Here is a 12,947-nt window from a genome sequence, read left to right as displayed (position 1 = left end):
TCTCCTTATATTTTTGATTCTCAATTAGTTTTTATTGGCTGGATTTGAGTTAAAAAAACAGGGGCGAAAAAAAACGCTGCCGGGGCAGCGTTTTCTGATTCTCTGGCTGAGAGGATCTTCAAAGCAAATACGTTAGCTGGGGTTTTTAGCTAGAACCCGACGTCCTTCGCGGTAACGTGTTTTCCAATAACTGTCGTTTAAATTGGAAATCATTACGCCGCTACTGGTAGACGCATGAACAAAATTATCGTTGCCAAGATAAATACCCACGTGGCGGCCAGTCGAACCGGCGCGGAACAACACTAAGTCACCTGCGCGCAATTTATTGCGTGAAATCTCTTTGCCGGTGTCTTGCTGTTCAGACGTTGAGCGTGGCAAATCTAAACCGAACTGCTCGCGAAAGGTGCGCTGAACAAAAGCAGAACAATCAATGCCGCGTTTGGTGTCGCCGCCTAAGCGGTAACGCACACCTTTCCAGTCACTGTACTGTTCCATGATGCGGGACTTAACGTCCACATTCTGCACCATTTGTTCAAATTCGTCCTGAGACGCTTGAAGTAAAAAACCATTCTGGTTGTTAACTTCATGATTCTCGTTATTCGCGTTCTGACCGTTATGGCTACTGCTACATGCTGATAAAAGTGTTGCTAATGCTACTGCGGGAATGATCCGCCTGAGGTATCTCAGAATTGGTTGAGACTTGACCATTGTACGAGTTTTCCTTCGAGTTCCTTTACGACAGAATGTCGTCAGCCAGATGACAAAGCGGGTTGAGATTAATAAGTACGACCGTCTAAGACAATTCCTTAATTACAAAATTGTGTTAATGAACACATTTTTGTCGCTTTAGGCACCGCATTTTATGCTGTTGCTTACTAATCGGATTTGAGGTTAACCGATTACAGACCGCGTGGCGAGTGCTTTTATATAAATATTCAAAGGTTTTTTCGATGTGAAATCAATCTGTAACACAATGGCTAGTTTATCAACAATTGGCAGCGATTTAGTAGCCAAATAGCGGTGCAATAAGGGGGGTGTTCTGACGATAAGGCCGATTTTGAGAGGGTTCTGGGTGGACAACTTAGGAATAAGGCTATTGTTGCGGGTTCTGCACCATAATGTTTTCTTTTATCAAAACATTGTTAGTTTGCTAATAATTTATTGGCGTTTTCAATAAGCGCGAGCGATCGACTTTTTGTTCTAAGATCACTCGCGCTTAACTATTACGTTCGCGGCTTATATTTGCCGGGCAATGAACGGTTTAGCCAATTCACCAGTATGTCGCTTAATGGGGTTAATAAACACCAGCTCAGGCCAACCAGCACGACCGATAATGAACCAACAGCAATATCCGTGAACCAGTGCGCACCGGCCATCACGCGCGGCATAGCGAACACAATGGTAATCACCAGGCCCACCAGAAACGCACGGAAGCCGAAATAACGCCACATAAAGCAGGTAAAGATAATCAGCATCATGCCGTGGTCGCCGGGGAAGCTATCTTTAGAAGCATCTTTGGCTGGAATGCCAGTCAGTTCACTTACGCGATGCACATTCTCAAAGAACAGCGTTGGGCTAGAGTGCTTTACGGGTAATAAATGGGCCAGTTGATTCAGTACTACCGCAGTCAGCAGCATCGTAATACCAATGGCAAGCATGCGACGGCGATGTTGTGGTGTTTCGCGACGCCAGAACCACAGATAGAGCAAACCCATTGCCAGCAGCGAAACCAGATCGAAACCGCGAAAGTTAGTGATTGCCACTAACACCGCGAAACCATGATGGTCAACCATCTGGTCATTGAAGCCATAAAAGATGGCTTTATCGATACCAAACCAAAACCCGTGATCGGGCGGCAGGTACCATGAAAGAAATAGCATCACGCCCAGCGCATTCAGCAGCAGGATGGTGACTAATCGAGAAGCGCGCATAGAAAATAGACTCAAAGTGAAAATAACGGTGGCAACCTAACGCATCTAATTTAAACGAATCTTCAACAACTCCGTCTGCAAAAGGTTCCATTCAGCAGGCTGATGATGAATCAATTCGATGCGGCTATCCGGTGGTGTGGTGGGGCGGGTTTCAATAAAGAGATCGTCGCCCTGACGATTGATATTCACTAAACCATCGGCAGTGCGCAACACACCTTTAACGCGATCCACGGGCGCATGCCTTGCCCACTCTAGCGCTTTGATCGTATCAAACACGGTTTCCTCATCGAAAATCCAGCCGCATGAAGCATAGCCCTGACCTTCATTTAGCGCCCGACGCCAGCGCGCCTGGCCATCCAGTTTCAGTGCAGCTAAGCCTTGTGGACGTGAAGTAGGGTGGTGATGTGCAGCATCGGGAACCGCACGATCCGCCAAGGCGGCTTGGGTCAGCAGAGCGGGATCGATCTCTCCCCATGCCGCTTCCACCAGTTGGCGATCGCCCAAAAATTGCTGCTGCCAATCCTGTAAACGCTGACGATCGTCTTCATTCCAGCGATCGCTTTTGTTCGCCACAATGATATCGGCCGCCACCAGTTGATCGCGGAAGTTCTCATTCTCTACTACGCGCGCATCGGCGAGCTGACGTGGATCGAGCAGTGTTAAGGTTGCATCCACCTGAATCCAGGGCTGATAGACGGCAGCGCGCAGCATGTTCAGCAGTTGTTTAGGATGGCCAAGGCCGGTGGGTTCGATAATCAGGCGATCGGGTTTGGCTTGCTTCAGCAGCATATTCAGCCCAACCTGCAGCGGCAAACCGTTAACGCAGCACATGCAGCCGCCGGGAATCTCTTTCAGCGTTGCACCACGATCGGCAAGCAATGCGCCGTCGATGCCAATCTCGCCAAACTCGTTGACCAGAATCGCCCAGTTTTCGTCGGCGGGTTTATTGGCTAACAGATGCAGCAAAGTGGTGGTTTTACCGCTGCCAAGAAATCCGGTGATGAGGTTTACGCGCGTCACAAAAGGGCTCCCAGGAAAAGAGAATAAATTGCGCGCGGATGGGGCATATCCGGCGCGCACGGCCTTGTTATACTATAACAATCACCGGCCGCCGGACGGAAGCATGTAATTAGTCAGCGCGGCCCATATAGCGACGTTCCGCAATATGAATGCGGATGCGATCGCCATTGCTGAGATATTCTGGCACCTGAATGGATAATCCGGTACTCATGCCGGCAGGTTTAGAACGGGCGCTGGCGGATGCGCCTTTAATGCCTGGCGAGGTATCAACGATTTCCATATCGACAGTTTGGGGCAGTTCCAGCGCCAATACCTGGCCATCCATCGTCAGGACCTGAATACCGGGAATGCCACCTTCAGGAATAAACAGCAGCTCTTCTTCAATTTGGTCTTTCTTGAAGTTGTAAGGCGTGTAGTCTTCATCATCCATAAACACATACTCATCACCATCAATATAAGAGAAGGTGACGGCACGGCGGCTGAGTGAAATGGCATCAATGATATCGTCGCCTTTGAAGCGCTCTTCCACTTTTAAGCCGGTGCGGACATCGGTAAAACGCATCTTATAGAGCGTCGCGGCACCGCGCGCACTTGGACTCTGCACATCAATGTCTTTCACCAGCAACAGTTTGCCGTTCCAGGTGACTGCCATCCCTTTTTTGATCTCGTTTGCCTTAGGCATATTGGTTTTCTCACTGACAGAAGGTTAATGCGCGTCACGTTACTCGCGCGGCGAAAAACTGGCAAGTGAGGTCGCGTAAAATTGTTGCCGATGCATGGCATTCGCGGCGTCAGGCTGCTATTGTCGCCGCGAATTCTCTACAGGAGCGCATGATGTTTTGTCGTGACCAGTGCGGTGCCTGTTGCACAGCCCCCTCAATCTCTTCTCCCATTCCTGGCATGCCGCACGGCAAGCCCGCTAATACGCGCTGCGTGCAGTTAGACGATCAACAACGCTGTAAAATCTTTGGTTCACCGCTGCGTCCTTCGGTGTGTGCTGGCTTACAGCCCAGTGCGGAAATGTGCGGTAACAGCCGTGAAAGCGCCATGACTTTTTTGCTGAAACTGGAAGCCGATACCGCGCCTTAACCGTTAGCTGACGCGAGGCTGAAGAATTTGGCGTAATGTCTTTTTTCTTTACAGCAAAAGCATCAGCCTGCCAGCCAGTAAAAATCTTAAATCCAGCATGAAGTGTGCGGAACATCAAAAATCTGCCATTCAGATCGCGCATTTTCTTGCCTGCTACACAGGTCTGTACCATATTCCCTGAAACGTTTCAGCGTTGTTATTCCGGCCCAGTCCACGCTGCATAGCGTCATTTTTTGTTTTATAGCTGAAACGATTCAACACAGCAAGCGAGGAGAGATATGTTCCAGCTCGAAGTTCAGGCCATTCATACTGGTGCTAACGCACAGAATAAAGAAGAGGCCATTCGCCAGGTTGCCGCTGCATTAACCGCTGCGGGCAATGTGGCTGAAGGTTACGTTAACGGCATGCTCGCGCGCGAACAGCAAACCACCACCTTCCTGGGTAACGGTATTGCCATTCCGCACGGGACCACTGACACCCGCGACCTGGTGCTGAAAACCGGCGTACAGGTTTATCAGTTCCCGCAGGGCGTAGATTGGGGCGATGGGCAAACGGCGTATGTTGCTATCGGTATTGCCGCCAAATCGGATGAACACCTCGCATTGCTGCGTCAACTTACTCACGTATTAAGCGATGACAGCATTGCTGAACAGCTGAAAACCGCCTCGGCGGAGGATCTGCGCGCGCTGCTGATGGGCGAAAATCAGGCGGCAGAATTCAAATTCGATACCTCGCTGATTGCGGTAGATGTGGCAGCCAGCGACTTAATCACCTTACAAGCATTGAACGCCGGTCGCCTGCAAGCCGCAGGTGCAGTGGATGCCTCTTTTATTGCTGACGTAATTTCCCGCGCACCGCTGAGCCTGGGTCAGGGAATCTGGCTGAGCGATAGCGTCAACGGCAATCTCGGCAGCGCTGTGGCAGTAAGCCGCGCGGCTGCGCCATTCCAGCATCAGGGCGAAAACGTCGCGCTGCTGTTGACTGTCGCGGCTAACGATCAGCGTCCGCTGGAAGTGCTGGGCTATCTCAGCAACCTGCTGCTGACCAATAAAGCTGAACGCCTGCTGAAGGCCGATGCGGCCGGTATTCTGGCGCTGCTGACCAGCGAAGTCGATGAGGCCGCCGAACTGCTGACCGCAGAATTCACCATCCGCAACGAACACGGTTTGCATGCACGTCCGGGCACGGCGCTGGTTACCGTGATCAAACAGTTCAATAGCGATATCACCGTGACCAATCTCGACGGCAGCGGTAAACCCGCTAACGGCCGCAGCCTGATGAAAGTCGTCGCGCTGGGCGTGAAAAAAGGCCATCGCCTGCGCTTTACCGCCAGCGGCGAAGATGCACAGCAAGCGCTGAACGCGATTGAAGAAGCGATCAACTCTGGTTTAGGCGAGGGGGTTGCATGAGCCGTCGTGTCGCAACAATTACATTAAATCCGGCTTACGATCTGGTGGGATATACGCCAGAGATCGAGCGTGGCGAAGTGAACCTGGTGAAAACCACTGGCCTGCATGCGGCGGGTAAAGGCATTAACGTTGCCAAAGTGCTGAAGGATTTGGGTATCGATGTCACCGTTGGTGGTTTCCTCGGTAAAGAGAATCAGGACGGCTTTCAACAGTTGTTCAGCGAACTCGGCATTGCTAACCGCTTTCAGGTGGTGCAGGGCCGCACGCGCATCAACGTTAAGCTGACCGAAAAAGACGGCGATGTGACCGATCTCAACTTCTCAGGCTTTGACGTCACCGCGCAGGATTGGGATCGCTTCACTGCAGACTCGCTCACCTGGCTTGGCCAGTTCGACATGGTATGCGTCAGCGGCAGCCTGCCAGCCGGAGTTGCACCGGAAGCGTTCACCAAATGGATGAGCGATCTGCGCACGTTATGCCCGTGCATCATCTTCGACAGCAGCCGTGAAGCGCTGGTCGCCGGTTTGAAAGCCGCGCCGTGGTTGGTTAAACCGAATCGCCGCGAGCTGGAAATTTGGGCCGGTCGCAAACTGCCTGCGCTGCAGGACGTGATTGGTGCCGCGCATGAACTGCGCGAGCAAGGTATTGCGCATGTGGTGATTTCTCTCGGCGCGGAAGGTGCGCTGTGGGTGAATGCTTCCGGCGAATGGATCGCCAAACCGCCCGCCTGTGAAGTCGTTAGCACCGTGGGTGCTGGAGATTCCATGGTCGGCGGCCTGATTTACGGTTTGCTGATGCGTGAATCCAGCGAGCACACGCTGCGTCTGGCGACGGCAGTGGCGGCGATGGCCGTCAGCCAAAGCAACGTTGGCGTTAAAGATCGTACCCAGTTGGCCGCGATGATGGCGCGCGTCGACTTACAACCCGTTAACTAACAGCAGGAGAGCGATAATGAAAACGCTGCTGATAAAAGATTCTTCACTGGGACTGGCATCAGGACATCTGGCGCTGGAACGTCTACGCGCAACGGCGGCGCAAGCCGGCCTGACGTTGACCGACAATGCCGCCGAGGCTGAACTGGTGCTGGTTGCCGGCCATAACGTGCCTAACGACGCGCAGCTGGCCGGTAAATCTGTCGCGCTGGTCGATGTGCAGCAGGCGCTGCGTGATCCGCTGGCGGCCATTAATCAAGCCAAGGCGAATGCTAAAACCTGGCAGCCGGCTGCAGCAACCGTCGCTGCACCTGCGGCAGCGCAGAGCGGCGGGCAGAAACGCATTGTGGCGGTTACGGCCTGTCCAACGGGCGTTGCCCACACCTTTATGGCGGCAGAAGCTATTCAGGCCGAAGCCACCAAACGTGGCTGGTGGGTGAAAGTGGAAACCCGCGGTTCTGTAGGCGCAGGCAACGCGATTACGCCTGAAGAAGTGGCGGCAGCCGATCTGGTGATCGTTGCGGCGGACATTGATGTGGATCTGGCGAAATTTGCCGGCAAGCCGATGTATCGCACCTCAACCAGTCTGGCACTAAAGAAAACCGCCCAGGAACTGGATAAAGCACAAGCAGAAGCGAAAACCTATCAGCCAGGCGGCAATCAGGCCGCCAGCGCGCAGGGCGACAGCAAAGAGAAAGCCGGTGCGTATCGTCACCTGCTGACCGGCGTGTCATACATGCTGCCGATGGTGGTCGCTGGCGGTCTGAGCATTGCGCTGTCATTCGCCTTTGGTATCACCGCCTTTAAAGAGCCAGGCACCTTAGCCGCTGCGTTAATGCAGATTGGGGGTGGCAGCGCCTTCGCCCTGATGGTTCCGGTGCTGGCGGGCTTCATTGCCTTCTCGATTGCTGACCGTCCGGGCCTGACGCCTGGCCTGATTGGCGGCATGATCGCAACCAGTATCAACGCCGGTTTTCTGGGAGGCATCATCGCCGGTTTCATCGCCGGTTACGCCGCGAAGATGCTCAGCAGCAAAGTGAAGCTGCCGCAGAGTATGGAAGCGTTGAAGCCGATACTGATCATTCCGTTGGTGGCGAGCTTGATTACCGGTTTGCTGATGATTTACGTGGTGGGTAAGCCCGTTGCCGGCATCATGACTGGCCTGACAACCTGGCTGGCCAACATGGGTACAGCTAACGCCGTTCTGCTGGGAGCGATCCTCGGTGGCATGATGTGTACCGATATGGGGGGGCCGGTGAATAAAGTGGCCTATGCGTTTGGTGTTGGCCTGCTGAGTTCACAAACCTACGCGCCGATGGCGGCGATTATGGCGGCCGGTATGGTGCCACCGCTGGCGATGGGCCTGGCGACGCTGGTTGCGCGTCGTAAGTTCAACAAAGGTCAGCAGGAAGGGGGTAAAGCCGCGTTGGTGCTTGGTTTGTGCTTTATTTCGGAAGGTGCGATTCCGTTTGCAGCGCGAGACCCAATGCGTGTACTGCCGTGCTGTATCGTTGGCGGCGCGGTAACGGGCGCAATTTCCATGGCGATTGGCGCCAAACTGATGGCACCACACGGTGGTCTGTTCGTACTGCTGATTCCAGGCGCAATAACGCCGGTACTGGGTTACCTGATGGCGATTGTGATTGGTACGGCGATTGCGGGTCTCGGCTACGCGATTCTGAAACGTCCGGAAGAAGAGTTGGCGAAAGCAGCGGCTTAAGACCGGTAAACGTAAAAAAAGGGAGCCTCGGCTCCCTTTTCGTTATGTGATGTTTAGCCCTGCTGCTCCGACTTCAGCCACGCAATTTCATCCTTCCAGATATCCGGATTAATGGTTTCCAGAATCATTGGAATGCCGTCGAAACGCTTATCCTTCATCAGCCAGCTAAACGCCGTTTTACCGATATTGCCTTCACCCAAACTGTGATGGCGATCGACGCGGCTGCCCAACGTACTCTTGGCATCATTGAGGTGCATGCCGCGCAGATACTGGAAGCCAACAATGCGCTCGAACTCGCTGAACGTCTCCACGCAGGCTTCTTCGCTACGCAGATCGTAACCGCCAGCAAACGCGTGGCAGGTATCAATGCACACGCCAACGCGTGACTTATCTTCCACGTGTTCAATAATGGTGGCGAGATGCTCGAAGCGGAAACCGAGGTTGCTACCCTGGCCAGCGGTGTTTTCAATCACCGCCACCACGCTGCTGGTTTTATCCAGCGCAATGTTGATCGATTCGGCGATGCGCTTGAGACAGGCTTCTTCTTCAATCTGCTTAAGATGACTCCCCGGATGGAAATTCAGCAACGTCAAACCCAGCTGTTCGGCACGCTGCATTTCATCGAGAAACGCATCACGCGATTTTTCCAGCGCTTCCATCACCGGATGGCCGAGATTTATCAGATAACTATCGTGCGGCAGAATCTGTGCGGAAGAGAAGTTGTACTGGTCGCAGGCGGTCTTGAAAGCATCAATGACTTCTGCTGAAAGCGGCGCCGCGCGCCATTGGCGCTGGTTTTTGGTGAACAGCGCAAAGGCTGTGGCTTCGAGTTCGTGGGCACGGATGACTGCCTGGTCTACGCCGCCTGATGCACTGACGTGTGCGCCGATATATTTCATGCCGCTCTCCTGGTTGGGCGATTGCTGCTGCAAAGCTGTCCATCATAGCGGATGCCGTTACGCCATGAAATGTTGCACCAGCACATTGAGTGCTCCGCCGCCCAGAATCAACCAGCCAAACATCATTAATCCGAGCAGCAACGGTTTTAAGCCGGCTTGTCTCAGGGCGCTGAAGCGGGTGGTCAAACCCAGCGCGGCCATCGCCATCGCCAGCAGCAAATTCGCCAGCTGATTCAGTGTGGCGACCACATTGTCAGGCAGTAGATGCAGCGAGTTAAACAGTGCCACCCCAATAAACAGCAGGGCGAACCATGGGAAACTGACAGATTGTTGTGGTGCCGCGCGGTGACTACGCTGACGTTTCAGCCAGCTGCCGAGAATCAGTAAAAACGGTGCCAGCATCATCACACGCAGCATCTTGGCAATCACTGCGGTGTTTTCAGCCTCAGCGCCCATCGCATGCCCGGCAGCAACAACCTGCGCCACTTCATGCAGCGTAGAACCGGTGAAGATACCGAAATGTTCCGCGCTGACCGTTGGCAGCTGAGACCACAGCAGCGGATAAAGTACGATGCCCACGGTACCAAACAGCACCACCGTCGCCACGGCCACCGCCACTTTTGACGGCGCAGCTTTAACGATAGGTTCACTCGCCAGCACCGCCGCCGCGCCACAGATGCTGCTGCCTGCACCAATCAGCCACACGGTTTCGCGATCCATCTTCAGCAGACGAATGCCAATGAAACAGGTCAGCAGAAACGTCGAGCTGAGTACCAGCACATCAATCAACACGCCGCTGAGACCGACATCGGCAATCTGCTGCACGGTAATGCGAAAGCCATACAAAATGATGCCAAGGCGCAGCAAACGCTGCTTCGCCAGCAGCACGCCGCTGTCACAGGTGTCCGCAAGCGGCGGATACAGCGTGTTGCCCAGCACGATCCCTAAAATGATCGCTAAGGTCAGCGCCCCGAATCCGGCACCGGCCAGCCATGGTTGATTGGCTAACCAGCCAGCGCCACCGGCAATCGCGGCGGTCAGCAGTAAACCAGGCAGCCAATGATGCAGATGAAACGGGGTTTTATTGACGCTTAACTCAGCCATATTTCTCTCCTGTAGGGGCGGTATTCATGCCGTAATGCTCGTCAGTTAAGCGTTAATCGGTCACCATGAATGGCGACCCTACGTTTACAGAGCTGGGTTTTCGTAGGGTGCGCATTCATGCGCACCTGCATAACCAGGCAATGATTTACTTAATTGAGTGGCATTACGGCATTCATGCCGACCTTCTTACGTTATCTCTCTGTCGTAAGCCTGCGCCGCACTGGTTTAAAAGTAAAATTGATAATATATTTATAATTAACCGGAATAAGTGATAGATGAGGGTGGCATATGCACATCACGCTGCGTCAGATTGAAGTGTTCACCGAAGTGTTGAAAAGCGGCTCAACCACGCAGGCGTCGCAGGTGTTGGCGCTGTCGCAGTCGGCGGTAAGCGCTGCGCTAGCGGATTTGGAAAACCAGCTCGGCGTGCAGCTGTTTGATCGTGTCGGCAAACGGCTGGTGGTGAATGAGCATGGTCGTTTACTCTATCCGCGCGCCGTGGGCTTGATGGAGCAGGCGGGCGAAATCGAGCAACTGTTTAAAGAAGATAACGGGGCGATTCGCCTGTTTGCCAGCAGCACCATCGGCAATTATATGCTGCCAGGCATGATCGCCGCCTATCGCCGTGATTTCCCCGCGTTGCCGCTGGAACTGAGCGTGGGCAACAGTCAGGATGCCATCACTGCGGTGGCCGATTTCCGTGTCGATATCGGCCTGATTGAAGGGCCGTGCCACGAGCTGGACATTATCAGCGAGCCATGGCTGGAAGATGAGCTGGTGGTGTTTGCTGCGCCTGATGCGGCGATCCTGCAGCAGCCGATCACCCTTGAAGCACTCGCCGCCGCACCGTGGATTCTGCGTGAGCGCGGTTCAGGTACGCGTGAAATCGTCGATTATTTGCTGCTATCGCATCTGCCAAAGTTTCAACTCGGCATGGAGTTGGGCAATTCTGAAGCCATCAAGCACGCCGTGCGTCACGGCATGGGCATTAGCTGTTTATCGCGTCGGGTGATTGAAGACTTATTGGACGCTGGCACGCTGGTGGAAGTGGCGATCCCCTTGCCGCGCCTGACGCGCACGCTGTATCGCATCCATCATCGACAGAAGCATGTCTCGAAAGCATTAAGCCGTTTCTTATCGTATTGCCGCGAATAATCGCGGCTTTCAGTATGCTGCGGCTAATAATTTCTCGCCGATCATGAAGGTAACTAATAACCCGACGTGAATGCTATACAGCTTGGGGCTAACTGCTACAATCTCGCCTCATTTTTATCCAGCATAGCGTTTACACATGCATAATGACTCAAAAACAACACAACAACCTGGATTGCGCCGTGAATTAAAAGCGCGTCATCTCACCATGATCGCCATTGGTGGATCCATCGGTACCGGCCTGTTTGTCGCCTCGGGTGCCACCATTTCTCAGGCCGGACCTGGCGGCGCGCTGCTCTCCTATGCGCTGATTGGCCTGATGGTTTACTTCCTGATGACCAGCCTTGGCGAACTCGCGGCATTTATGCCGGTTTCCGGCTCCTTCTCTACTTACGGCTCTAAATATGTAGAAGAAGGCTTCGGCTTCGCGCTGGGCTGGAACTATTGGTACAACTGGGCGGTGACCATCGCTGTTGACCTCGTCGCCTCGCAGCTCGTCATGAATTACTGGTTCCCGGACACGCCCGGCTGGATCTGGAGCGCGCTGTTCCTCGGCCTGATGTTCCTGCTCAACTACATCTCAGTCAAAGGCTTCGGCGAAGCGGAATACTGGTTCTCGCTGATCAAAGTGACCACCGTAATCATCTTTATCGTGGTTGGCGTATTGATGATCACCGGCATTATGCGCGGTGCTGAAAACGCCGGCTGGCACAACTGGACCGTGGGTGAAGCGCCGTTTGCTGGTGGTTTTGCCGCGATGATTGGCGTGGCGATGATCGTCGGCTTCTCCTTCCAGGGCACCGAACTGATTGGTATTGCAGCAGGTGAATCACAAGATCCGGCCAAAAACATTCCGCGCGCGGTACGTCAGGTGTTCTGGCGCATTCTGCTGTTCTATATCTTCGCCATTCTGATCATTAGCCTGATTTTGCCGTACACCGATCCGAAGCTGCTGCATAACGATGTCACCGATATCGCCATCAGCCCGTTCACGCTGGTGTTCCAGAACGCCGGTCTGCTGTCTGCGGCGGCGGTGATGAACGCGGTTATTTTAACGGCGGTGTTGTCGGCGGGTAATTCAGGCATGTACGCCTCAACGCGTATGCTGTTCAACCTGGCTCGTGAAGGTAAAGCACCACGCATTTTCGGCAAATTGTCGAAAGGTGGCGTGCCGCGTAACGCACTGATTGCGACCACCGTGGTGGCGGGATTGTGCTTCCTGAGCTCAAAATTTGGTAACCAGGAAGTCTACTTGTGGTTGCTGAACACCTCAGGCATGACCGGCTTTATCGCCTGGTTAGGCATCGCGATCAGCCATTACCGCTTCCGTCGCGGTTATATCGCGCAGGGCAACAGCCTGGCCGATTTGCCTTACCGTTCCGGCTTCTTCCCGCTGGGACCGATTTTCGCCTTCGTTCTGTGTCTGATCATTACACTGGGCCAGAACTATCAGGCGTTCCTGGCCGACCGCATTGATTGGTATGGCGTAGCAGCGACTTATATTGGTCTGCCGCTGTTCCTGATTATTTGGTTGGGCTACAAGTTGACGCGCGGCTCACGCTTCGTGAAATACAGTGAAATGGAATTTCCAACGTTTAAAGAGTGAGTCGCCAGTGGTCGCCATGAATGGCGACCCTACGACACAGAGCGCGCATTATGCGCGCTTTTTTTTTAACATTTGTTACCTGGAT

At 53.7% G+C, this 12,947-nt stretch carries 12 protein-coding genes; 6 read left to right on the top strand and 6 right to left on the bottom strand.

The features are described 5' to 3' along the window. Positions 1–132: 132 nt before the first annotated feature. The 4 genes from mepS to yeiP form a co-directional block, all read right to left on the bottom strand. Positions 133–708 (bottom strand): bifunctional murein DD-endopeptidase/murein LD-carboxypeptidase, encoded by a 576-nt coding sequence (gene mepS / locus AC6I8K_RS12620; RefSeq protein WP_064739287.1) that lies wholly within the window; start codon positions 706–708, stop codon positions 133–135. A 515-nt stretch (positions 709–1,223) separates the two neighbouring features. After that, the gene (locus tag AC6I8K_RS12615) at positions 1,224–1,931 is read right to left on the bottom strand and encodes a phosphatase PAP2 family protein (protein ID WP_497826834.1); all 708 of its coding nucleotides are present in this window, start codon (positions 1,929–1,931) and stop codon (positions 1,224–1,226) included. A 45-nt stretch (positions 1,932–1,976) separates the two neighbouring features. Continuing rightward, positions 1,977–2,951 carry a CobW family GTP-binding protein gene (locus tag AC6I8K_RS12610; RefSeq protein WP_497826833.1) on the bottom strand — a complete coding sequence of 325 codons (975 nt, stop codon included), beginning with the start codon at positions 2,949–2,951 and terminating at the stop codon, positions 1,977–1,979. 109 nt (positions 2,952–3,060) lie between these two features. Beyond that, the gene (gene yeiP / locus AC6I8K_RS12605; protein ID WP_007889466.1) at positions 3,061–3,633 is read right to left on the bottom strand and encodes an elongation factor P-like protein YeiP; all 573 of its coding nucleotides are present in this window, start codon (positions 3,631–3,633) and stop codon (positions 3,061–3,063) included. 152 nt (positions 3,634–3,785) lie between these two features. Between yeiP and AC6I8K_RS12600 the strand changes: the two genes are divergently transcribed. From AC6I8K_RS12600 to fruA, 4 genes are all read left to right on the top strand, one after another. Further along, complete coding sequence (locus tag AC6I8K_RS12600; protein ID WP_064739284.1) at positions 3,786–4,040, top strand: YkgJ family cysteine cluster protein; 255 nt, start codon at positions 3,786–3,788, stop codon at positions 4,038–4,040. Positions 4,041–4,318: 278 nt separating this feature from the next. After that, positions 4,319–5,449 (top strand): fused PTS fructose transporter subunit IIA/HPr protein, encoded by a 1,131-nt coding sequence (gene fruB, locus AC6I8K_RS12595; RefSeq protein ID WP_064739283.1) that lies wholly within the window; start codon positions 4,319–4,321, stop codon positions 5,447–5,449. Continuing rightward, a complete protein-coding gene (fruK, locus tag AC6I8K_RS12590; protein ID WP_061717799.1) occupies positions 5,446–6,384 on the top strand; it encodes a 1-phosphofructokinase in 939 nt (312 codons plus the stop codon). Before fruB ends, fruK begins: the two co-directional genes overlap by 4 nt. A 16-nt stretch (positions 6,385–6,400) precedes the next feature. After that, entirely contained in the window at positions 6,401–8,101 is a 1,701-nt protein-coding gene (fruA, locus tag AC6I8K_RS12585; RefSeq protein WP_497826832.1) for a PTS fructose transporter subunit IIBC, read from the top strand. A gap of 53 nt (positions 8,102–8,154) precedes the next feature. Here fruA and nfo read toward each other — a convergent pair whose 3' ends face one another. Both nfo and AC6I8K_RS12575 read right to left on the bottom strand, forming a co-directional pair. Continuing rightward, a complete protein-coding gene (nfo, locus tag AC6I8K_RS12580; protein WP_064739281.1) occupies positions 8,155–9,000 on the bottom strand; it encodes a deoxyribonuclease IV in 846 nt (281 codons plus the stop codon). Positions 9,001–9,057: 57 nt separating this feature from the next. Further along, positions 9,058–10,104 carry a YeiH family putative sulfate export transporter gene (locus tag AC6I8K_RS12575; RefSeq protein ID WP_497826831.1) on the bottom strand — a complete coding sequence of 349 codons (1,047 nt, stop codon included), beginning with the start codon at positions 10,102–10,104 and terminating at the stop codon, positions 9,058–9,060. Positions 10,105–10,392: 288 nt separating this feature from the next. On the opposite strand from AC6I8K_RS12575, the gene yieE reads away from it, so the two are divergent. After that, positions 10,393–11,259, top strand: a complete 867-nt coding sequence (yieE, locus tag AC6I8K_RS12570) for a DNA-binding transcriptional regulator YeiE (RefSeq protein ID WP_064739279.1) — start codon at positions 10,393–10,395, stop codon at positions 11,257–11,259. A gap of 136 nt (positions 11,260–11,395) precedes the next feature. Beyond that, positions 11,396–12,862, top strand: a complete 1,467-nt coding sequence (locus AC6I8K_RS12565; protein ID WP_064739278.1) for an amino acid permease — start codon at positions 11,396–11,398, stop codon at positions 12,860–12,862. The last annotated feature ends 85 nt before the right edge of the window (positions 12,863–12,947 follow it).

Source organism: Pantoea sp. X-Soil-ISGK-421, assembly GCF_059730785.1.
This window is presented reverse-complemented; position numbering and strand designations above follow the sequence as displayed.